Here is a 21,766-nt window from a genome sequence, read left to right on the forward strand (position 1 = left end):
ATCTTTTTTCTCGGGGCGACTTCCCGCCGGTGTCGGCCGCACAACCGAGCCTTCGGGCCCAGCCTTCAGGGGTCCAGCCTTCAAGGGTCCAGCCTTCGGGGCTCCAGCGCGGCAAGGACGCCCGGCAGGCGGTCGGGCAGGTCCTCGGCGATCAGGCCGGGGCCGAAGGCGCGCGCCGCCGCGGCATGCAGAAGCGCCGCGGTCTCGGCCGCGGCGAAGGGCGCGATGCCGCGCGCGACCAGCCCGGCGATGATGCCCGCCAGCACGTCGCCGGCCCCGGCCGTCGCCAGCCACGGCACCGCGGCGTCATAGACCGCCGCCGCCACCGCAAGCCGGCCGTCGGGCGCGGCGATCACCGTGTCCGGCCCTTTCAGCAGCACCACCGCCCCAAGCCGCGCCGCCGCCTCGGCCGCCGCCGCGGCGCGCCCGATCCGGCCCTCGGACAGCGCCTGGCCGAGATCGGGGCAGAGCCGCGCGAACTCGCCCCCGTGCGGGGTCAGCACCATTCCCGGGCCAAGGCCGCGGCGCAGCCCCGCGGCGCCCTCCGCCGCGAGCGCGGTCAGCGCATCGGCATCGATGACCAGCCCGCGGCCCGAGGCGAGCGCCGGGCCCAGCAGCGCCGCCGCCCGCTCCACCCCCAGCCCCGGCCCGAGGCACAGCGCCGAGATCCGCGGATCGCCCAGCAGCGCGGCCAGCCCCGCGCCCTCGTCGGGCCCGAGCCCGCGCAGCATCACCGCGTCAAGCCGGGCCGCGTTCTCGGCCAGGGCCGGGTCGGGGCAGGCCAGCGTCACCAGGCCCGCGCCGACGCGCAGCGCCGCGCGCGCCGCCATCCGCGCGGCGCCCCCGTGCCCGGCCGGCCCCGCCAGCACCAGCGCGTGGCCATGGCTGAACTTGTGCCCGCCGCGCTTGGGCAGGTCGGGCGACAGCCGGGCGAAGCGCGGCCCGGTTCCGTCGTCGAACGGCGCAAGGCCGATGTCGGCGATGGCCAGCGCGCCGCAGGCCGCGGGGCCCGCGGCCAGCACGTGCCCGAGCTTGGCGGCATGGAAGCTGACCGTCAGATGCGCGGCAAGGCGCGGCCCCTCGGCGCGGCCGGGCACGGTGCCGGTGTCGGCCGACAGCCCGCTTGGCACGTCGACCGCGACGATCCGCGGCCCGGCCTCGGCCGCGCCCCAGTCGGCCAGCTGCGCCTGCAGCCGCGGCAGCGCCTCGAACGGCCGCGCGAGCCCGGTGCCGAACAGCGCGTCGACGACAAGGTCCGCCCCGGGCAGCGGCACGTCGTCGGCGAGCGGCGCGACCGCGCCGGTCCAGCGCGCGGCCATGGCGGCGGCATCGCCGCGCAGCCGCGCCCGCGCGCCCAGCAGCCGCAGGTCGACCTGCCAGCCGCGCGCCGCCAGCAGCCGCGCGACCACGAAGCCGTCGCCGCCGTTGTTGCCCGGCCCCGCCAGCAACAGCGCCCGCGCGCCGGGACGGTCGAGCGCGGGCCAGCGGTCCAGCACCGCCGCCACCACGCCCTGCCCCGCGCGCTCCATCAGCGCGGCGCCGGTGACCTGCCCCGAGGCCATCGCCCGCGCCTCGAGCGCCCGCATCCGGGGCCCGTCGAACAGCGGACCGGACAGATTCCGAAAAGTTTTCATGCTGCACGCTTTTTGATCAAACCGCCCCAGAATGGTCATTGGCGGCGAATTTCCGACGGCGCCATCTGGCCTTGTCACCCTAGCCAATTGTGGCACTGTGGCGAAAGTGGTCAGGGATGGCCGAAGCAAGAACGGGGGAGTCGGGGCCGAAATGAAAAAGATCGAAGCGATCATCAAGCCCTTCAAGCTCGACGAGGTGAAGGAAGCCCTGCAGGAAGCCGGGATCCAGGGCCTGTCGGTGATCGAGGTCAAGGGCTTCGGGCGCCAGAAGGGCCATACCGAGCTGTATCGCGGCGCCGAATATGTCGTTGATTTCCTGCCGAAAGTGAAAATCGAGGTGGTGCTGGCCGACGACATGGTGGAAACCGCCGTCGACGCCATCATCTCGGCCGCGCGCACCGACAAGATCGGTGACGGCAAGATCTTCATCTCGCCGGTCGAACAGGCGATCCGCATCCGCACCGGCGAGACCGGCGACGACGCGGTCTGATCCCGCGAGAGACACGAATTTCCGGGCCGGCGGCAGCGCCAGAAGGCAAAAGCCACGGTCCCCACTGCTCAACCGAAAGGGTGGAACAGCATGAGCATCCAAGACGCCATCAAGCTGATGAAGGACGAGGAGGTCGAGTATGTCGACATCCGCTTCACGGACCCGCGTGGCAAACTGCAGCACGTGACGCTGGTCGCCGACCTCGTCGACGAGGACTTCTTCGAGGAAGGCTTCATGTTCGACGGCTCGTCGATCGCCGGCTGGAAGTCTATCGACCAGTCCGACATGAAGCTGATCCCGGATGCGGCCTCGGTCTACATCGACCCGTTCTACGCCGAGAAGACCATGTGCGTGCACTGCGTCGTGGTCGAGCCGGACACCGGCGAGGCCTATGACCGCTGCCCGCGCCAGGTGGCGCTGAAGGCGGAAGCCTACCTGAAGTCCTCGGGCATCGGCGACGCCGCCTACTTCGGCCCCGAGGCCGAGTTCTTCATCTTCGACGACGTGCGCTACTCGGTCACGCCGGCGAAGGTGTCCTACCAGATCGACGCCGATGCGGCGGCCTGGAACACCGACAAGGAATACGAGATGGGCAACATGGCCCATCGCGCCGGCCACAAGGGCGGCTACTTCCCAGTGAACCCGGTCGACGAGGCCCAGGACATCCGTGGCGAGATGCTCTCGACCATGAAGCGCATGGGCATCAAGGTCGACAAGCACCACCACGAGGTCGCGACCTGCCAGCACGAGCTGGGCATGATCTTCGGCGGTCTGGTCGAGCAGGCCGACAACATCCAGAAGTACAAGTACGTCATCCACAACGTGGCCCATGCCTACGGCAAGACCGTCACGTTCATGCCGAAGCCCATGAAGGGCGACAACGGCTCGGGCATGCACGTCAACATGTCGATCTGGAAGGACGGCAAGCCGCTCTTCGCCGGTGACAAGTATGCCGACCTGTCGCAGGAAGCCCTGTACTTCATCGGTGGCATCCTCAAGCACGCCAAGGCGCTCAACGCCCTGACGAACCCCTCGACCAACTCGTACAAGCGTCTGATCCCGGGCTTCGAAGCCCCGGTTCTGCGTGCGTATTCCGCCCGCAACCGCTCGGGCTGCGTCCGTATTCCGTGGACCGAATCGCCCAAGGCCAAGCGCGTCGAAGCCCGCTTCCCCGATCCGTCGGCGAACCCCTACCTGTGCTTCGCGGCGCTGATGATGGCCGGCCTCGACGGCATCAAGAACAAGATCGACCCGGGTCCTGCCTCGGACAAGGACCTCTACGATCTGCCGCCGGAAGAACTGGCCGAAATCCCGACCGTCTGCGGCTCGCTGCGCGAAGCCCTGGAAGCTCTGGAAGCGGACATGGACTTCCTGGTCGCCGGCGACGTGTTCACCAAGGACATGCTGGAAGGCTACATCGCCCTCAAGTGGGACGAGGTCTACGCCTACGAGCACACGCCGCACCCGGTCGAGTACCAGATGTACTACTCGGTCTGATCCCCGGATCGGCAAAGCATCGGAAAGGGCGCCCCTCGCGGGCGCCCTTTCTCATTGGGCCGGCGGCTGCGGACCGCCGTTCCGGATCGCCGGCGGCCCCCCATGTGCGGCGAACATCCGCCGATGGCGGGCGCCCGTGCCGGATTCCCGTACAGATTGTGTCAGCCGAGCCCGGTTTCGCCACATTCCCGGCAAGCTGGTGCCGGATTTCGTGCCTAGACATCAACCTTAACGAGATCCCTGACGAAACCCCCAGATCCGGAGGCGCGCCATGCCCCAGGCAGCCCGCACCACCGTCGCCAGCTTCCAGTTCGCCGGCGCCCAGTACCCCGCGTTCCAGTCCCTCGCACAGAGCTTCCACACCGCGCTTGGCGATCAGGCCGAGACGGAGTTCGCGGCCGCCTGGTCGAACGACCGCTTCATCGCCTTCACCGTCGACGCGGCGCAGGTGATCCTAGCCTATCACACCCGGCCGGGGATCGAGGAGGCGGGGATGATCGCCGTCGCCGTCTCGGTGCGCGACCAGACCGTCACCTTCGGCGAGGAGGCGCTGGCCTCGGGGCCGCGGCGCGGGATCTGCGGGCTTCTGGCCGAACGCATCGCCGAGGCGCTGCCCGGCGCCGCGCTGACCACCGAGATCTGGACCGAGACCGGGCGCGTCACCCCCGGCACGATCGGGGCACTGCTTGACGGGCTGGCCGGCCCGGCGGCTGAGGACGCCGCCGAGGCCACCGGCCGGCCGCTGACCGACATCGCCCGCGCGGCCCGCGCCCGGATGGCCGCCCCGACCGGCCGCCGCCCGCGCGAGCCCGGCGCCTTCGAGGCCGCGAACGACCTGCCCGAGCTGCCCGAGGCCCGCACCGAGGTCGCCGCCCGGATCCGCGACGCGCTTTATGCCGAGATCGACCTGCCGACGCCCACCCGCGAGCGGGTCGCGCTGTACGCGATGAGCCTGACGCTGTGCACGGTCAACGCGCCGGTGGGCTTCGCGCTGCTGACCTACAACGCGCTTGGCCGCGAGAACCTGCGCGTCACCGCCCGGGTCATGAGCATCGCCGGCGGCATCATGATGATGGCCAACAGCCTGGTGATGACCGGGGCGCTGTCGCTGTAACCCGCGCTCAGGCGGCGTGGCGCAGCGGGCTGTCGTGCAGCGCCGCGACCTGCTCGGCGCTCAGCGCGCCGGGCTCGACGATGTAGGTGTGGATCGAGAACAGCACCGCCCGCGTCACCGGCAGCCGCACCAGGCACTGCCGCTCGACCCGGATGAAGGGCAGCGCCGCCTCGATGCTGCGGCCCATCGCCTCGGTCCGGGGATTGTGCAGCCGCGAATTGGTGCGATGCGCCGTGCCCCGGCACAGCGGCCGCCCCGGCTGCACCCCGTCCATCAGCCGCTGCACCCGCCGCCCGACATCCTCGTCGTATTTCTCGACCGGGCGGTGGATGCGCATCATCGGGCGGTCGAATTTCTCGGAAAGGCTCCAGCCGGCGGGGAAGCACAGCACCGCGCCGGTCAGCACGCTTTCCGCACCATCCTCGCCCGGCTGCATCAGGCACAGGTCCTCCTGCACCAGCCGCCCCAGCGTCGCGAGCGGCCGCGCCCGGTCGAGCGGCACGCTGACGCCGTCGGGCCGCGTCACCGCCCCCGCGCCGACCGCGTAGCCGCGCGCGGGCAGCAGCGCCATCACCATCTCCCACAGCTCCTCGGCCGCGGGGCGCGCGCGTTCGGCCAGCGCCAGCACCGCCTCGGGCCGCACGGCGATCAGCCGGTCGCGCAGCGCCATCTGCGCGGCGAAGGCGTCGTCGGCCTGGATCCAGTCGTCGGGCCCGACCGGGATGGTGCCGGGCAGCCGCCGGGTGCGGGGATCGACCCAGGGGGCGAAGGGCAGCGCCTGCTGCAGGATGATCGGGCAATCGAAGCTCATGGCGCCACCCTAGGCGGTGCGGCGATGCGGCGAAAGCCGGCCCGCGACGCGCGATGTCGGGAACGGGCGGGCCATGGCCGCGCCGCGCGCCGAGCGTGGGGGCATCCCACCAGGAGGCTGCGCCATGGACGACCTGCCCTACCGCGAGATCCGCAAGATCGACCCCAGCCGCGGCGACCGGCTGGGCGACGGCAGTCCCAACGACAACGACCGGGTCGAGACCGGGCCCACGCAGCTTGCCTTCGCCGAATGGGCGGCGGCGGGGCTGGCGCTGCCCGATCTTGGCGCGATGCGCGCCTTCCGCCACGCGCGGCTGGTGGCGGGGCTGGCGGCGCGCGACTGCGGGGCGCTGCTGCTGTTCGACCCGCTCAACATCCGCTACGCCACCGACGCGCCGAACATGCAGCTGTGGAACACCCACAACCCGTTCCGGGCGCTGCTGCTGTGCGCCGACGGCTACATGGCGATCTGGGACTATCGCGCGACCGGGTTCCTGACCGCGCACAACCCGCTGGTGCGCGAGGTGCGCCACGGCGCCGACTTCTTCTATTTCGACTCGGGCGACGGCGCCGCGCGCACCGCCGCGCGCTTCGCGGCCGAGCTTGACCTTGTCGTGCGCGCCCATGCCGGCGCCAACCGCCGGCTGGCGGTCGACAAGATCCTGCTGCACGGGCTGCGTGCGCTCGAGGCGCTGGGGTTCGAGATCCTCGAGGGCGAGGAGCTGACCGAGAAGGCCCGCGCGATCAAGGGCCCCGACGAGATCGCGGCGATGCGCTGCGCCCACCACGCCTGCGAGACCGCCGTGGCGGCGATGGAGGCCGCCTGCGCCCCGGGCCTGAGCGAGAGCGACGTCTGGGCGGTGCTGCATGCCGAGAACATCCGCCGCGGCGGCGAGTGGATCGAGACGCGGCTGCTGGCCTCGGGGCCGCGCACCAATCCGTGGTTCCAGGAATGCGGGCCGCGGATCCTGCAGCCCGACGAGGTCGTGGCCTTCGACACCGATCTCATCGGCAGCTACGGCATGTGCATCGACATCTCGCGCACCTGGTGGATCGGGCCGGGGCGGCCGTCGAACGCGATGGTCGCCGCCATGGCCCACGCGGTCGAGCATATCGAGACCAACACGCAACTCCTGCGCCCCGGCACCCCGTTCCGCGAGCTGACCTTCGGCGGCCACCAGCTGGCGCCCGAGTACCAGCGCCAGAAATACGGCTGCCGGATGCATGGCGTGGGCCTGTGCGACGAGTGGCCCCTGATCGTCTATCCCGACGCCTGGGAGCCGGGGCAGTTCGACTATGCGCTGGAGCCGGGGATGGTCCTGTGCGTCGAGGCGCTGGTCAGCCCCGAGGGCGGCGACTTCTCGATCAAGCTGGAAAACCAGGTGCTGGTGACCGAGACCGGGCCAGAGGTGCTGACGACCTACCCCTGGGATGCGCGGCTGCTTGGCGGCTGATCCCGCCCGCCGCCAGTCAACCGGTCTTCGCGGGGCGCCCGCGGCGTCACTGCGATGTCTCTGCGGGGCCCGTCCCGAGGGGCCGCGCCGCGGCTACCCTGGGGCGACCGGTGCCTGCTGCCTGCGCGGTCCGCGCGAAACGGCCGGCCGACGCCGCCGCTTCGGGACGGCGCGGGTTGATGCCGCGCCGCCAAGCGTCTAGGCAGGGATCGGCGGCATCCCGCCAGACGCGGAAACGGACGGCGGGGCTTCATGCGCATTCTCATCACCAATGACGACGGCATCAACGCGCCGGGCCTCGCGGTTCTGGAAACGATCGCCACCGAGCTTGCCGGACCTTCCGGCGAAGTGTGGACAGTCGCCCCCGCCTTCGAGCAGTCGGGCGTCGGCCACTGCATCAGCTACACCCACCCGACAATGATCGCCGAGATGGGCCCCCGCCGCTGGGCGGCCGAGGGCAGCCCCGCCGACTGCGTCATGGCGGGGCTGCACGACATCCTTCCCGAAAAGCCCGACCTCGTGCTGTCGGGCGTGAACCGCGGCAACAACTCGGGCGAGAACGCGGTCTATTCCGGCACGCTGGGCGGGGCGATGGAGGCGGCGCTGCAGGGCGTGCCCGCGATCGCGCTGTCGCAGTTCATGGGGCCGGGCAACACCCGGCTTGCCGATCCGTTCGAGGCTTCGGCCGCGCATGGCGCCGCCATCGTCCGGCTTCTGCTCGAGCGGGGGATCTGGGGCGGCGAGGGCTATCAGATGTTCTACAACGTCAACATCCCCGCCCTGCCCGCCGCCGAGGTCAAGGGCCACCGCGTCGGCCGCCAGGGCCTGCGCCCGGCCTTCGGCTTCACCGTCGAGGGCCAGGTCTCGCCCTCGGGGCGGCGGTTCCTGTGGGTGCGCGGCTCGGAGCAGGCGGTCGACACCGGCCCCGGCACCGACGTGACCGCGAACCTCGCGGGCTACATCTCGATCACGCCGATGCGCGCCGACCTGACCGCGCATGACGCGCTCGACGCGCTGGCCGAACGGCTCGGCTGAGGCGCCATGGCGGGGACCCCGGGGCACGAGGACGAAGACGAAGACGGCGGCGGGACCGAGGCCGAGATCGTGGCCGAGCGCAAGATGCGCTTTCTCTACGGGCTGCGCTCGCGCGGGGTGACCGATGCGCGGGTGCTGGGCGCGATGGAGAAGGTCGACCGCGGCGCCTTCGTCACCGGCCTCTTCGCCGCGCGCGCCTACGAGGACATGCCCCTGCCGATCGCCTGCGGCCAGACGATCAGCCAGCCCTCGATCGTCGGGCTGATGACGCTCGCGCTCGATGTGCGGCCGCGCCACACCGTGCTCGAGGTCGGGACCGGGTCGGGCTACCAGGCGGCGGTGCTCGCGCATCTCGCGCGCCGGGTCTACACCGTCGACCGCCACCGCCGGCTGGTGCGCGAGGCCGAGGCGCTGTTCCGGGCGATGGACCTGACCAACATCACCGCGATGACCGGCGACGGCAGCTTCGGCCTGCCCGATCAGGCCCCGTTCGACCGCATCATCGTGACCGCCGCCGCCGAGGATCCGCCGGGCCCGCTCTTGGCCCAGATGCGGCTGGGCGGTATCATGGTGCTGCCCGTGGGCCAGTCCGACACCGTGCAGAGCCTGATCAAGGTCACCCGGGACGAGGACGGCTATCACTACGAGGAACTCCGCCCGGTGCGCTTCGTGCCGCTGGTCGAGGGCCTGGGCCAGGAATGACACAAGAACGACGCGAGGGACCGACCCCGCGCGCGACGCAAACGAGGATGAGCAGATGTCCGAGATGAGCCTGTTTTCCGCCCGCCGGCCCCTCTGCGCCGCGGGGGCGCCCCGCCGCCGCGCCGGTCTCGTCGCGGTGCTGATGGGCGGCGCGGTGCTGCTGGCGGGCTGCCAGCAGGGCTTCGACTACGACCTGCGTCCGGGCTCGGGCCTCTCGACCGCCGAGGCCGCGCGCAGCGCCGTCGCCAACCGCCCGCTGCCCGACAGCCGCGGCGTGATCTCCTATCCCAACTACCAGGTCGCGGTCGCCCAGCGCGGCGACACCGTGCGCACCGTCGCCGCCCGGCTGGGGATGAGCGCCGACCAGCTGGCCCAGTACAACGCCACCAGCCCCGACCAGCCGCTCGACCTCGGGGCCGTGGTGGCGCTGCCCGCGCGCGTGTCCGCCGCCCCGATCGCGGGCGCGCAGGGCGCGGGCGCCCCGATCTCGGGCGGGACGATCGACGTGACCTCGCTGGCCTCGAACGCGATCAACCGCGCCCAGTCGACGGGCGCGGCCGCGGGCGGCATCGCCACCACCGCGATCCCGGCCCCCGTCGCCACCGCCGCCCCGGCCGCGGCCGCGGCCCCCGCCACCGCCCCGGGCGCCGCCGGCCCCGAGCCGGTGCGCCACCGCGTCGCGCGCGGCGAAAGCGCCTATACGATCGCGCGCGCCTACAACGTGCCGGTGCGCTCGCTCGCGGAGTGGAACGGGCTGTCGGGCGACATGACCGTGCGCGAGGGGCAGTACCTGCTGATCCCGGTCGCGCTGGCCACCGCGCCCTCGGGCACGACCTCGATCAACGCGCCGGGCACCGGCTCGGCGACGCCGCTGCCGCCCTCGGCCTCGGCGCCGCTGCCCGCCGACACGCCGCCCGCCGCCAGCAGCCCCAGCCGCGCCCCGGCCGCCGCGGGCATGGGCACCCAGCAGACCGCCGCCTCGTCGGGCGGGCGTTTCACCATGCCGGTGCAGGGCAGCATCATCCGCAGCTATTCCAAGGGCAAGAACGACGGCATCGACATCTCGGCCGCGGCCGGGACGGCGGTGCGCGCCGCCGATGGCGGCACCGTGGCCGCGATCACCCGCGACACCGACCAGGTGCCGATCATGGTGATCCGCCATCCCAACAACCTGCTGACCGTCTATGCCAACATCGACGGCATCACCGTCGCCAAGGGCGCCACCGTCACCAAGGGCCAGACCATCGCCAAGGTCCGCGCCGGCAGCCAGCCCTTCGTGCATTTCGAGGTCCGCGACGGCTACAACAGCGTCGACCCGATGCGCTACCTGCAGTGAGCCGCGCAACGGTTTGCTGACCTTTTCGGTGCAAGGATCGGGCATCGCCTGCCCATCCCGCACCGGAGCCTGAGCCGTGGCCCTGCCGAAGAACCGAACCGACGCGCCGCGCCGGCGCGCCGAGCTTGCCGCCTTCCTGCGCGCCAAGCGCAAGTCCCTGAGCGTCGAGGACTTCGGGCTCACCGGGGGCGAGACGCGGCTGGTGCGCGGCCTGCGGCGCGAAGAGATCGCGATGCTGTCGGGGGTGCCGCTGACCTTCTACACCTGGCTCGAACAGGGGCGGATGATCCCGTTCAACCCCGCCGCACTGCCGGGCATCGCGCGCGCGCTGTGCCTGAGCGGGCCCGAGCAGGCGCTGGTGGCCTGGCTTGCCGGCCTGCCCGACGACCCGCAGCTGAGCGGGCCGCCGCCGCTGCCGCCGGGGCTGCGCCAGGCGCTGGACGGGTTCCGCTGGCCCGCCGTCGCCGTCGATCCCGCGTTCGAGATGCTGGGCACGAACGCGGCGATGGGCCGGCTTCTGGGCGAGCGGCCGGGCGCGCGCCCGTTCCACCGCAACCTGCTGTGGCAGCTGATCGCCGGGCCGCTCCTGCCCCGCGCGTTCGAGGATCCGGCCGCGGTGATCGCGCATTGCGCGCGGCTGATGTACCGCGGCCTGCCGGCCGAGGGGCCCGACCGCTGGCTGCAGCGCCGGATCGAGACCTTCATCGAGGAAAGCCCCCCGTTCACCGATGCCTGGGGCGAGGGGCCGGCCTCCGGCCCGGCGCCGGTGTTCCAGCTGGCCCATGCCGGCGACCATGACGTCGCGGTGCGGCTGTGCGAACTGGCGCTGCCCGAGGGGGCGGGGCTGCTGCTGGTGCTGCTGCCCGCGATCGACTGACCGCGCCCGGCGCGGTCGCGCGCACCGGGAGGTTCGGGCCGGAAGAGGTCGGGCTTGGAGAGGTCGGGCCGGAAAAGGTCGGACCCGCCGATGCGCCGGGGCAGGCTTGCCGGGTCCGGCGGGGCGCGGCGGCCGCGTCCCGGGCCACACTCGCCGATGGCCGCCCCAGTGCGCCGGCCCCCCCAGTGCGCCGGCCCCTCAGTGCGCCGCCGGGACGCCGCCGCCGCGCAGCCGGGCCACGGCCTTGGCCAGCGGGATCAGCACGAAGCCCAGGATGATCCCGAGGATCCCGTCGAAGAAGGCGGTGACGGTCCAGTGCACCGCCGCCGCGAAGCCGCCCGCACCCTCGGACGCGACCTCGGCCATGTGCTCGATCCAGTGGCCCGGCGCGGTCAGCCCGAAGCTCTCCAGCCCGTGCACGATGATCGAGCCGCCGACCCAGATCATCGCCGCCGTGCCGACGACGGTCAGCACGCGCATGAAGGCGGGCATGCCGCGCACGATGCCGCGGCCGATCCCGCGCACCAGCCCCGAGCGGCCGCTGCGCGCCAGGTGCAGGCCGATGTCGTCGGCCTTCACGATCAGCGCCACGCCGCCATAGACCACCGCGGTGATGCCGATGCCGACCAGCCCCAGCACCACCGCCTCGCGCCAGACCGAATGCTCGTCGGGGATCGCCGAGAGCGCGATGGTCATGATCTCGGCCGACAGGATGAAGTCGGTCTTGATCGCGCCCGCGACCTTCGAGGCCTCGAGATGCTCGGCGCTCTGCGGCTCGGCCGTGGCCGGGCCGTGGTCGCCCGAGGGAAACAGCGCGTGGTGCACCTTCTCGGCGCCCTCGAAGCACAAGTAGGCCCCGCCCAGCATCAGCAGCGGCATGATCGCCCAGGGCGCGAACGACGACAGCAGCAGCGCGATCGGCAGCAGGATCAGGATCTTGTTGCGCAACGAGCCCAGCGCGATCTTGCCCACGATCGGCAGTTCCCGCGCCGCCGGCAGGCCGTCGACGTATTTCGGCGTCACCGCCGCATCGTCGATCACCGCCCCCGCCGCCTTCGCCCCCGACTTCATCGCCTGACCCGCGATGTCGTCGACCGAGGTCGCCGCGATCTTGGCGATTCCCGCCACGTCGTCGAGAAGTGCCAGAAGTCCGCTCATCCGTGATCCGTTCCCTTGTGTCCGCGCCGGCCACACCGGCCCGCACCCGTCCTGCCCCGACCCGGGGCCGGCGCGCCGCGCCCGCGATGCAGCCTAATTCGCAGGCGCGCGCCGGCAAGGCCAGCGCAAAGGCGTCGCAGCGCCGGCCCTGCCCCGCCGATGTTGGCGCAAACATCGCATGTTTCCGCTAACATACTGATTTTGCCTGTTTATTCCGCGACCGCGGCTAAGTATACCAAGATCGACCGTATTGCGGTCGCCGCGCGGCCCTTCTGCAAGGCTGCTCTCCCCCGGTCGATCGGGGCACGCGCGCGACCAAGCTTCAGGAGCGATCCATGACCATCACCCTCGGCATCAACGGATTTGGCCGCATCGGCCGCTGCACGCTCGCCCACATCGCCGAAGCCGCGCGCAACGACGTGCAGGTCGTCAAGATCAACGCCACCGGCCCGATCGAGACCAACGCCCACCTGCTGAAATACGACAGCGTCCACGGCCGCTTCCCGGGCCAGATCCGCGTCTCGGGCAACACGATGGACCTGGGCCAGGGCCCGATCGAGGTCATGTCGACCTACGAGCCGAAGGAGCTGGACTGGGACGGCGTCGACATCGTCCTGGAATGCACCGGCAAGTTCAACGACGGGCTGAAATCGGCCGTGCACCTTGAGCGCGGCGCCAAGCGCGTGCTGATCTCGGCCCCGGCCAAGAACGTCGACGCGACCATCGTCTACGGCGTCAACCACCGCGACCTGACGCTGGACCACAAGATCGTCTCGAACGGGTCGTGCACCACCAACTGCCTCGCGCCGCTGGCCAAGGTGCTCAACGACACCATCGGGATCGAGCGCGGGATCATGACCACGATCCACAGCTACACCGGCGACCAGCCGACGCTCGACCGTCGCCACAGCGACCTCTACCGCGCCCGCGCCGCCGCCATGGCGATGATCCCGACCTCGACCGGCGCCGCCAAGGCCATCGGCGAGGTCCTGCCCGAGCTGAAGGGCCGTCTCGACGGCTCGGCGATCCGGGTGCCGACGCCGAACGTCTCGGCCGTGGACCTGACCTTCGAGGCCAAGCGCGACGTCACCGTCGCCGACGTGAACGAGGTCATCCGCGAGGCCGTCGCCGGCCCGATGGGTCAGGTGCTGGCCTATGACCCCGAGCCCAAGGTCTCGATCGACTTCAACCACACCCCGTTCTCGTCTATCTTCGCCCCCGACCAGACCAAGGTGATCGGCGGGCGCACCGTGCGCGTGCTCGCCTGGTACGACAACGAATGGGGCTTCTCGTGCCGGATGGCCGACGTCTCGGCCGCGATGGGCCGGCTGCTGCTGAACTGACCCGCCCGACCCCGGAGACGCGGCCATGACGGACCGCGTCGCCATCTGGGTCGGCGCGATCATCGTCGCGATCTTCGTCCTGGATGCCCTCGCCTTCGGCGGGGGTCTTCCGCTTCTGCTGCTGCGATATCTCTTCAAACTCATCGACTGGCTCGAATTCTGGCGCTGACGGGGCTAGGTTGCCGTTGACCTTCCGGGCGCTTTCGCGATGTTAGCGCCAACAGCCCGAGTGGGAGCCCCCTGCGGGGGGACTCGGGCGCGAGCCAGAGGAGAGAGGCATGACGGTCAAGGTAGCGATCAACGGATTCGGGCGGATCGGGCGCAACGTGCTGCGCGCGATCGTGGAATCGGGGCGGACCGACATCGAGGTGGTGGCGATCAACGACCTCGGCCCGGTCGAGACCAACGCCCACCTGATCCGGTTCGACTCGGTCCACGGCCGCTTCCCGGGCGAGGTGACGACCGGCGACGACTGGATCGACGTCGGCCGCGGCCCGATCCGGGTCACCGCGATCCGCAACCCCGCCGAGCTGCCCTGGGGCGATGTCGACATCGCGCTGGAATGCACCGGCATCTTCACCGACAAGGACAAGGCGCAGATCCACCTGCAGAACGGCTCGAAGCGGGTGCTGGTCTCGGCCCCCTCGGGCGGCGCCGACAAGACCATCGTCTACGGGGTGAACCACGGCACGCTGACCAGGGACGACCTTGTCGTGTCGAACGCCAGCTGCACCACCAACTGCCTGTCGCCGGTCGCCAAGGTCCTGAACGACGAGATCGGGATCGTGAAGGGCTTCATGACCACGATCCACAGCTATACCGGCGACCAGCCGACGCTGGACACGATGCACAAGGATCTCTACCGCGCCCGCGCCGCGGCGATGTCGATGATCCCGACCTCGACCGGCGCCGCCAAGGCCGTGGGCCTGGTGCTGCCGGAACTGAAGGGCAAGCTCGACGGCGTGGCGATCCGGGTGCCCACCCCCAACGTCTCGGTCGTCGACCTGACCTTCGAGGCCGCGCGCCCGACCACGGTCGAAGAGATCAACGCCGCGATCGTCAAGGCCGCCGACGGCCCGCTGAAGGGGATCCTGGGCTATACCGCGCGGCCCAACGTCTCGATCGACTTCAACCACGACCCGCATTCCTCGACCTTCGCGCTGGACCAGACCAAGGTCATGGAGGGCACCTTCGTGCGCATCCTGACCTGGTATGACAACGAGTGGGGCTTCTCGAACCGGATGGGCGACACCGCCGTCGCGATGGGCAAGCTGCTGTAAGCGGCGCCACTGGCGAAACCGCGCCGGCCCGGCCCCGCCGGACCGGCGCTATGTTACCGACCGGTAACGCGAAATTACCACGCGCTTTGTTCCCTTGGCCCGCGCCCCGGTTTAGGTGTGAGCCATGGATATCGCCATCGTCGTCGCCCTCATCGCGCTGCTGTTCCTCGTCATCGGGCTGTCCGAGCCGTTGGCGGACCGTCTCGGCCTGCCCTACACCGTGATCCTCGCCACGATGGGGATCCTGATCGGCGGCGGCGCCACCTTCCTGTGGCGGACCGACATCACCGACGCGTTCAACCCGATCGCGCTGGCGATCCTGAACCTGCCGATCCGGTCGTCGATCTTCATGTACATCTTCCTGCCGATGCTGGTGTTCCAGGTGTCGCTGGGGCTGAACATCCGCCGGATGCTGGACGACTGGGTGCCGATCCTGGTGCTGGCGGTGCTGGCCGTGGTGGTGGCGATGCTGGCCATCGGCTTTGCCCTCTTCCCCTTCGCCGGCCTGCCGCTTGCCGCCTGCCTGCTGATCGGCGCGATCGTGTCGACCACCGATCCCTCGGCCGTGGTCTCGATCTTCCGCTCGACACCGGCGCCGATCCGGCTCGCCCGGATCGTCGAGGGCGAAAGCCTGCTGAACGACGCCGCCGCCATCGCGCTGTTCACGCTGCTGCTGGGCTTCGTCACCATCGGCAACAAGGACCCCGACATCGTCGCGGGCCTCGCGCGCTTTCCCTGGATCGTCGGCGCGGGCGCCGTCGTCGGCGCCCTGATCGGCCGCGCCACGGTCGAGATCGTCGCCCGGATGCCAGCCCATCCGCTGGGCCAGATCTCGATCTCGGTCGCGCTGCCCTACCTGACCTACATCGGCGCCGAGGAACTGTCGGCCTCGGGCGTGGTCGCGGTAGTGGTGGCGGGGCTGTCGCTGAACCTGCACGGGCCCGGGCGGCTCGGCCCCGAGCTGAACGGCCAGCTGCGCGAAACCTGGGACCTGCTCGCGCATTGGGCGGGGTCGCTGATCTTCGTGCTGGCCGCGCTGCTGATCCCGCGGCTTCTGGCCAACACCACCTTCTACGACCTGCTGCTGGTCATCGTCGTCGTGGTCGCGGCGATCGCGGCGCGGGCGCTGATCCTGTTCGGGGTGCTGCCGCTCCTGACCGCGCTCAAGCTCTCGCCCCGGGTCGAGACGCCCTATCGCACCGCGATCCTCTGGGGCGGCCTGCGCGGCGCGGTGACGCTGGCGCTGGCGCTGGCGGTCACGGAAAACCGCTTCGTTCCGCCCGACATCAAGCAGACCGTGGGCGTGCTCGCCACCGGCTTCACCCTTTTCACGCTGATCGTGCAGGGCGGCACGCTGCGCCGGGTGATCGGCTATCTGGGGCTCGACCGGCTCTCGCCGCTCGATGCCGCGCTCGGCAACCAGGTTCTCGCCGTCGCGCTGCAATCGGTGCGCGAGGAGGTGGCCGAGACCGCCCGCGACTTCGGCCTCGCCCGCGAGGTGGTGCGCGACGAGGCCAAGCGCTTCGGCGAGCGGCTCGACACCGCGGTGTCGAAGGCCGACGAGGCCGAGGCGATCCTCGACCGCGACCGCATCACCCTGGGGCTCGTGGCGCTCGCCGGGCGCGAGCGGGACCTGATCCTCGAGGAGTTCCGCGCCCAGGTCATCGCCCCCGACCTGGCCGAGCGGCTGCTGGCCGATGCCGACCGCATCATCGAGGCGACGCGGGCCGGCGGGCGCACCGCCTACCGGGCGGCGGCGCGGCGCAACCTCTCGGCGGGGCGGCGCTGGCGGGTGGCGAACTGGATGCACCTGTCGCTGGGCTATGACCGCCCGCTCGCCCGCATCACCGAGGAACGGTTCGAGATGCTGGTGACGATCGCGATGATCCTGCCGCAGCTGCACGGCTTCATCGACGACCGCATCCGGCGCATCCACGGCCGCCGCGTCGGCGAGCTGCTGCACGAGCTGCTCGAGCGCCGGGCCGAAGAGGTGCAGAAAGAGCTCGAGGGCCTGCGCCTGCAGTTCCCCGGCTACGCCGAGGAGATGGAGCGCCGGCTGATCCGCCGCACGACGCTGCAGCTCGAGGAACGGGAATACGACGCGCTGACCGACGACGGCCTGATCGGGCCCGAGCTGCGCAAGACCCTGGGCGAAGAGATCGCCGACCGCCGCGCCGCCAACGCGCTGCGGCCCTCGCTCGACCTCAAGCTGCGCCGGTCCGACATCGTCAAGGAATTCCCGCTTTTCACCGATCTCGACGAGGGCAAGCGCAAGATGCTGGCGCGGCGCCTGCGCACGATCTACGCCCGCCCGGGCCAGGTGGTGCTGCCGCGCGACAGCCAGCCGAAGCAGGTCTGGTTCATCGCCTCGGGCGCGGTCGAGGTGCAGACGGCGGTGCACCGCATCCGGCTTGGCCGCGGCGAGATGTTCGGCCAGCTCGCGCTGTTGGCGCGGGCGCGGCGGCGCACGCAGGTGGTGGCGATCACCCATTGCACGCTCCTCGCGCTCGACGAGCTGCGGTTCCGCAAGCTGCTGAATTCCTCGGCCCCGATCCGGCAGGCGGTGATCGACGGCGCGGCGCGGCGGGGGGTGAAGCTCGACCCCGAGCTGTTCGGCAGCGATGCCCAGGCCGCGGTCGAGGCCGCGCGCCGCGCGATGCAGTCCGAGCCGAAGGTGGCGGCCGACCTCGCCGAGCGCCTGCGCGCCGGCCAGAAGCCCGCCGCCGCGCCCCAGCCGGAGCCTGGCACCCAGCCTGACATGGTATCCGCGCCGCCGGAGCCGGTGGCCGAGGCGCCCCCGGAGACCACGGTGTCGCAGCCCGCGACCGGCGCCATGGCGGTGGATGAGGACATCCCGGCCGATGCCGGGGCGGCGCGTCCCCGCGAACCGGCCGAGGGCGCGCAGGGCCGGGGCTGACCGCCCGGCCCGCTCCCCTGCGGCGACTGGCCTGCGATCAGCGGATCGGGGCGGATCAGCCGCGCAGCCGGGCCGCCAGCGCCTCGGCCACGGCCGGCGGCACGAAGCGCGAGACATCGCCATTCAGCCGGCAGATCTCCTTGACCAGCTTCGAGGCGATCGCCTGGCGCCGGGCATCGGCCATCAGGAACACCGTCTCGATCGAGCTGTCGAGCGCGCGGTTCATGCCGACCATCTGGAATTCGTATTCGAAATCCGCCACCGCGCGCAGGCCGCGGATGATCATGCCGGCGCCGACGTCGCGGGCGCAGTCGATCAGCAGGTTCTCGAACGGATGCACGACGATCTCGGCGCCGCTCGCGGCGATGATCGGCGCGATCTCGGCCTCGATCAGCGCCACCCGCTCCTCGAGCGTGAACAGCGGCCCCTTGTCGCGGTTGATGGCGACGCCGATCACCAGCCGGTCGACCAGCCGCGCCGCGCGCTCGATGATGTCGATATGGCCGAGCGTGACCGGGTCGAAGGTGCCGGGATAAAGTCCGATGCGCATGCCGTCCTCCTCGGGGGGCCGCACCGGACCTCCCGCCCGGGTCCCCGGCCCCGGGGCTGACTGCACGCAACATTATTGCGCCGGGGAATGCAAGCCCCCGACGCCACGACACTTCCCATGGCAAGCCGCCACGACAGGTCTCGGGGCGCAGGACAGACCCTGCTTCGGCCGCCTCCTCGACTTTGCCCAAATATCCCGGGGGTGAGGACCGCAGGTCCGAGGGGGCGGCGCCCCCTCTCGCCCGCAGGCCGCTCAATTGCCCATGATCATGCCTTCCAGCGCCTCGCGCTCCATCGCCAGCTCGGCCAGGCGCGCCTTGACGACGTCGCCGATCGAGATCAGGCCGATCATCTCCTCGCCCTCCATCACCGGCATGTGGCGGAACCGCCCCTCGGTCATCCGTTCCAGCACGTCCACCGCGTCGTCCGAGCAGCCGCAGGTCACCAGCTTGCTGGTCATCACCTTCTCGACCGGGTCGTTGAGGCAGATCGCCCCGCGCCGCCCCAGCTCGCGCACGATGTCGCGCTCGGACACGATGCCCATCGGCACCCGCCCGTCGCGGCTGACGATCACCGCGCCGATCTTGCGCGCCGACAGCACCTCGGCCACCGCGTTCAGGTTCCAGCCCGGCGCCACGGTGACGACGCCATCGTCGGTCTTGCCCTTCAGAATCTGCTGCACCAGCATCGCGTCCTCCTCACGCTCTGCATTCCTCCGGGGTCGAGGGTCCGCCCGCACCCCCCGGCCTGTCAAGCGTCCTGCGACCAAAGCATGTCCCGGGCTAACAACCGCCTAACCGCTACTGCGCCGCCGCCAGCGCCTCGAGCCGCGCCACCTCGCGCCGCACCCCGCCGACCAGCGCCTCGGCAAAGCGCGTCATCCGGTCCGACCGGCGGTCGTCGGCATGGCGGATCAGCCAGAAGGCGCGCGACAGCGACACCTCGGCCGTCAGCACCCGGCGCAGGCCCGGCGCGAAGGGCATGGCGAAGTCGTGCACCACCCCCACGCCCGCCCCCGCGCGCAGCCACATCAGCTGCACCGCGACCGAGTTCGACGCCAGCGGCACCCCGCCGCCGCCGATCTCGGCCAGATAGTCCAGCTCCTTGTCGAAGATCATGTCGGGGATGTAGCCCACCACCCGGTGGCCGTTCACGTCCTCGGGCGTGCGGATCGGCGGGTGGCGCGCGAGATAGCCCTCGTCGGCCACCAGGCTCAGCCGGTAGTCGGCCAGCTTCTGCACCAGCTGCCGCCCGCCGGTCGGCTGGCTGACCGCGATCGCCATGTCCGCCTCGCGCCGCGACAGGTTGAACACCCGCGGCAGCGCCACGATCTGCACCTCGAGCCCCGGGTTCGCGTCGCAGATCGCCGCCGTCACCTGCGGCAGCAGATAGTTCGCGCAGCCGTCCGGCGCCCCCAGCCGGATCTGCCCCGTCAGCCCCGAGGCCTGCCCCGCCAGATCCTCGGCCCCCGCCGCCATCGCCCGCTCGGCCGCCTCGGCATGCGGCATCAGCCGCGCCCCCGCCTCGGTCAGCCGGTAGCCCTGCGGCGACTTCAGGAACAGCACCTGCCCGCAGCCTTCCTCCAGCCGCGCGACGCGCCGCGCCACCGTCGCCGCGTCCAGCCGCAGCCCGCGGCCCGCGCCCGACAGGCTCTCGGCCCGGCCCACCGCCAGGAACACCCGGATGTCGTCCCAGTTCATGCCACCCCCTTAGCTTTGCATTTATGCAAGATGGTTTTGGGAAGTTGACGCTGGCGCGCGCAAAAACGCAAGGCTAGGGTCCCGGCATCCCGCTGCCCCCGATGACGGCGGCAGACCGCAGGACGACCACAGCAAGACCACAGCAAGACCACAGGAAGACCGGAGGAGCCGATGCAAGAACTCACCCACTGGATCGACGGCAAGCACGTCAAGGGCACGTCGGGCCGTTTCGCCGACGTCTTCAACCCGGCGACGGGCGAAGTGCAGGCGCGCGTGCCGCTGGCCTCGGCCGCGGAACTCGCGGCGGCCGTGGCCAGCGCCGCCGCCGCGCAGCCGAAATGGGGCGCCACCAACCCGCAGCGCCGGGCCCGGGTGATGATGAAGGTCGTCGACCTGCTGAACCGCGACATGGAGAAGCTGGCCGAGGCGCTGTCGCGCGAACACGGCAAGACCATCCCCGACGCCAAGGGCGACATCCAGCGCGGGCTCGAGGTGATCGAGTTCTGCATCGGCACCCCGCACCTGCTGAAGGGCGAGTTCACCGACTCGGCCGGCCCGGGGATCGACATGTACTCGATGCGCCAGCCGGTCGGCGTGGCCGCGGGCATCACGCCCTTCAACTTCCCGGCGATGATCCCGCTGTGGAAGATGGGCCCGGCGCTGGCCTGCGGCAACGCCTTCATCCTCAAGCCGTCCGAGCGCGCGCCGAGCGTGCCGCTGATGCTGGCCGAGATCTTCAAGGAAGCGGGCCTGCCCGACGGCGTGCTGCAGGTCGTCAACGGCGACAAGGAAGCCGTGGACGCGATCCTCGACAACGAGCAGATCGGCGCCGTGGGCTTCGTCGGCTCGACCCCGATCGCAGCCTACATCTACGAACGCGGCTGCGCCAACGGCAAGCGCGTGCAGTGCTTCGGCGGCGCGAAGAACCACATGATCATCATGCCCGACGCCGACATGGACCAGGCGGCGGACGCGCTGGTCGGCGCGGGCTACGGCGCGGCGGGCGAGCGGTGCATGGCGATCTCGGTCGCGGTGCCGGTCGGTGACGCCACCGCCGACAAGCTGATCGAGAAGCTGATCCCGCGGATCGAGAAGCTGAAGGTCGGCCCCTACACCGCCGGCAACGACATCGACTACGGCCCCGTGGTCACCGGCGCGGCCAAGGCCAACATCCTCAAGCTGGTGGAATCGGGCGTCGAGCAGGGCGCGACCCTGGTCGTCGACGGCCGCGACTTCAGCCTGCAGGGCTACGAGGAGGGCTTCTTCGTCGGCCCCCACCTCTTCGACAACGTCACCCCCGACATGGACATCTACCGCAAGGAGATCTTCGGGCCGGTGCTGTCGACCGTGCGCGCCAAAAGCTACGAAGAGGCGCTGGGCCTGGCGATGGACCACGAATACGGCAACGGCACCGCGATCTTCACCCGCGACGGCGACACCGCGCGCGACTTCGCGGCGCGCGTGAACGTGGGCATGATCGGAATCAACGTGCCGATCCCGGTGCCGCTGGCCTACCACACCTTCGGCGGCTGGAAGAAGTCGGCCTTCGGCGACCTGAACCAGCACGGGCCCGACGCCTTCCGCTTCTACACCCGCACCAAGACCATCACCTCGCGCTGGCCCTCGGGCATCAAGGAAGGCGCGGCGCTGAACTTCCAGGCGATGGACTGACACGACCGGGGCGCGGCCTGGCGGGGCGACCCCCGCCGGGCCGCCCCCACCCCCCGGACGACTGCGCCCTGGATGTCTGCGGCAGACGACTGCCCCCGCGGCGCGCAGGCCGGCGCGGCCCTTCGGGACGCCACGGCACCGCGCCACGACGCCACGACGCGCGCCGCGCCCCGTTGCGCGGCGCCGCCCAGCCAATAGG

General features: G+C 71.2%; 19 protein-coding genes. 13 read left to right on the top strand and 6 right to left on the bottom strand.

Annotated elements, in window-relative coordinates:
* Positions 1 to 80: 80 nt before the first annotated feature.
* Positions 81 to 1,634, bottom strand: coding sequence for an NAD(P)H-hydrate dehydratase (locus tag V8J39_RS03645; protein ID WP_336459497.1), 1,554 nt, complete (start codon positions 1,632 to 1,634; stop codon positions 81 to 83).
* Between the two features lie 151 nt (positions 1,635 to 1,785).
* On the opposite strand from V8J39_RS03645, the gene V8J39_RS03650 reads away from it, so the two are divergent.
* The 3 genes from V8J39_RS03650 to V8J39_RS03660 all read left to right on the top strand — a co-directional run bounded on the left by V8J39_RS03650 (position 1,786) and on the right by V8J39_RS03660 (position 4,735).
* Positions 1,786 to 2,124: a P-II family nitrogen regulator gene (locus V8J39_RS03650; protein ID WP_336459498.1), complete on the top strand. Its 339-nt coding sequence runs from the start codon at positions 1,786 to 1,788 to the stop codon at positions 2,122 to 2,124.
* A gap of 90 nt (positions 2,125 to 2,214) precedes the next feature.
* Entirely contained in the window at positions 2,215 to 3,621 is a 1,407-nt protein-coding gene (glnA, locus tag V8J39_RS03655; protein ID WP_336459499.1) for a type I glutamate--ammonia ligase, read from the top strand.
* Positions 3,622 to 3,892: 271 nt separating this feature from the next.
* Positions 3,893 to 4,735: a hypothetical protein gene (locus tag V8J39_RS03660; protein WP_336459500.1), complete on the top strand. Its 843-nt coding sequence runs from the start codon at positions 3,893 to 3,895 to the stop codon at positions 4,733 to 4,735.
* Positions 4,736 to 4,742: 7 nt separating this feature from the next.
* Here V8J39_RS03660 and V8J39_RS03665 read toward each other — a convergent pair whose 3' ends face one another.
* The gene (locus V8J39_RS03665; protein WP_336459501.1) at positions 4,743 to 5,546 is read right to left on the bottom strand and encodes a heme-dependent oxidative N-demethylase family protein; all 804 of its coding nucleotides are present in this window, start codon (positions 5,544 to 5,546) and stop codon (positions 4,743 to 4,745) included.
* 124 nt (positions 5,547 to 5,670) lie between these two features.
* Here V8J39_RS03665 and dddP point away from each other — a divergent pair, with 124 nt between their 5' ends.
* The 5 genes from dddP (at position 5,671) to V8J39_RS03690 (ending at position 10,949) form a co-directional block, all read left to right on the top strand.
* Positions 5,671 to 6,999, top strand: coding sequence for a dimethylsulfonioproprionate lyase DddP (gene dddP / locus V8J39_RS03670; protein ID WP_336459502.1), 1,329 nt, complete (start codon positions 5,671 to 5,673; stop codon positions 6,997 to 6,999).
* A 252-nt stretch (positions 7,000 to 7,251) separates the two neighbouring features.
* Positions 7,252 to 8,034, top strand: coding sequence for a 5'/3'-nucleotidase SurE (gene surE, locus V8J39_RS03675; protein WP_336459503.1), 783 nt, complete (start codon positions 7,252 to 7,254; stop codon positions 8,032 to 8,034).
* A 6-nt stretch (positions 8,035 to 8,040) separates the two neighbouring features.
* Positions 8,041 to 8,736 carry a protein-L-isoaspartate(D-aspartate) O-methyltransferase gene (locus V8J39_RS03680; RefSeq protein ID WP_336459504.1) on the top strand — a complete coding sequence of 232 codons (696 nt, stop codon included), beginning with the start codon at positions 8,041 to 8,043 and terminating at the stop codon, positions 8,734 to 8,736.
* Positions 8,737 to 8,878: 142 nt separating this feature from the next.
* Positions 8,879 to 10,072, top strand: coding sequence for a M23 family metallopeptidase (locus V8J39_RS03685; RefSeq protein WP_336460189.1), 1,194 nt, complete (start codon positions 8,879 to 8,881; stop codon positions 10,070 to 10,072).
* Positions 10,073 to 10,148: 76 nt separating this feature from the next.
* Complete coding sequence (locus tag V8J39_RS03690) at positions 10,149 to 10,949, top strand: helix-turn-helix domain-containing protein (protein ID WP_336459505.1); 801 nt, start codon at positions 10,149 to 10,151, stop codon at positions 10,947 to 10,949.
* A gap of 198 nt (positions 10,950 to 11,147) precedes the next feature.
* Here V8J39_RS03690 and V8J39_RS03695 read toward each other — a convergent pair whose 3' ends face one another.
* A complete protein-coding gene (locus V8J39_RS03695) occupies positions 11,148 to 12,107 on the bottom strand; it encodes a DUF808 domain-containing protein (protein WP_336459506.1) in 960 nt (319 codons plus the stop codon).
* A 335-nt stretch (positions 12,108 to 12,442) separates the two neighbouring features.
* On the opposite strand from V8J39_RS03695, the gene gap (V8J39_RS03700) reads away from it, so the two are divergent.
* The 4 genes from gap (V8J39_RS03700) (at position 12,443) to V8J39_RS03715 (ending at position 17,647) form a co-directional block, all read left to right on the top strand.
* Complete coding sequence (gene gap / locus V8J39_RS03700) at positions 12,443 to 13,450, top strand: type I glyceraldehyde-3-phosphate dehydrogenase (protein WP_336459507.1); 1,008 nt, start codon at positions 12,443 to 12,445, stop codon at positions 13,448 to 13,450.
* A gap of 25 nt (positions 13,451 to 13,475) precedes the next feature.
* Positions 13,476 to 13,619: a hypothetical protein gene (locus V8J39_RS03705; RefSeq protein WP_336459508.1), complete on the top strand. Its 144-nt coding sequence runs from the start codon at positions 13,476 to 13,478 to the stop codon at positions 13,617 to 13,619.
* A 109-nt stretch (positions 13,620 to 13,728) separates the two neighbouring features.
* Entirely contained in the window at positions 13,729 to 14,730 is a 1,002-nt protein-coding gene (gene gap, locus V8J39_RS03710) for a type I glyceraldehyde-3-phosphate dehydrogenase (protein ID WP_336459509.1), read from the top strand.
* A gap of 124 nt (positions 14,731 to 14,854) precedes the next feature.
* Entirely contained in the window at positions 14,855 to 17,647 is a 2,793-nt protein-coding gene (locus V8J39_RS03715; RefSeq protein ID WP_336459510.1) for a cation:proton antiporter, read from the top strand.
* Between the two features lie 55 nt (positions 17,648 to 17,702).
* On the opposite strand, the gene coaD is transcribed toward V8J39_RS03715, so the two are convergent.
* From coaD to V8J39_RS03730, 3 genes are all read right to left on the bottom strand, one after another.
* Positions 17,703 to 18,197 carry a pantetheine-phosphate adenylyltransferase gene (gene coaD / locus V8J39_RS03720; protein ID WP_336459511.1) on the bottom strand — a complete coding sequence of 165 codons (495 nt, stop codon included), beginning with the start codon at positions 18,195 to 18,197 and terminating at the stop codon, positions 17,703 to 17,705.
* A 252-nt stretch (positions 18,198 to 18,449) separates the two neighbouring features.
* On the bottom strand, positions 18,450 to 18,884 hold the full coding sequence (locus tag V8J39_RS03725) for a CBS domain-containing protein (protein WP_336459512.1): 435 nt from the start codon (positions 18,882 to 18,884) through the stop codon (positions 18,450 to 18,452).
* Between the two features lie 112 nt (positions 18,885 to 18,996).
* Positions 18,997 to 19,896, bottom strand: a complete 900-nt coding sequence (locus V8J39_RS03730; RefSeq protein WP_336459513.1) for a LysR family transcriptional regulator — start codon at positions 19,894 to 19,896, stop codon at positions 18,997 to 18,999.
* A 171-nt stretch (positions 19,897 to 20,067) separates the two neighbouring features.
* Here V8J39_RS03730 and V8J39_RS03735 point away from each other — a divergent pair, with 171 nt between their 5' ends.
* On the top strand, positions 20,068 to 21,567 hold the full coding sequence (locus V8J39_RS03735) for a CoA-acylating methylmalonate-semialdehyde dehydrogenase (RefSeq protein WP_336459514.1): 1,500 nt from the start codon (positions 20,068 to 20,070) through the stop codon (positions 21,565 to 21,567).
* Positions 21,568 to 21,766: the final 199 nt, after the last annotated feature.

Origin of the sequence: Frigidibacter sp. MR17.24, assembly GCF_037095655.1 — a bacterium.
GTDB lineage: Bacteria > Pseudomonadota > Alphaproteobacteria > Rhodobacterales > Rhodobacteraceae > Frigidibacter.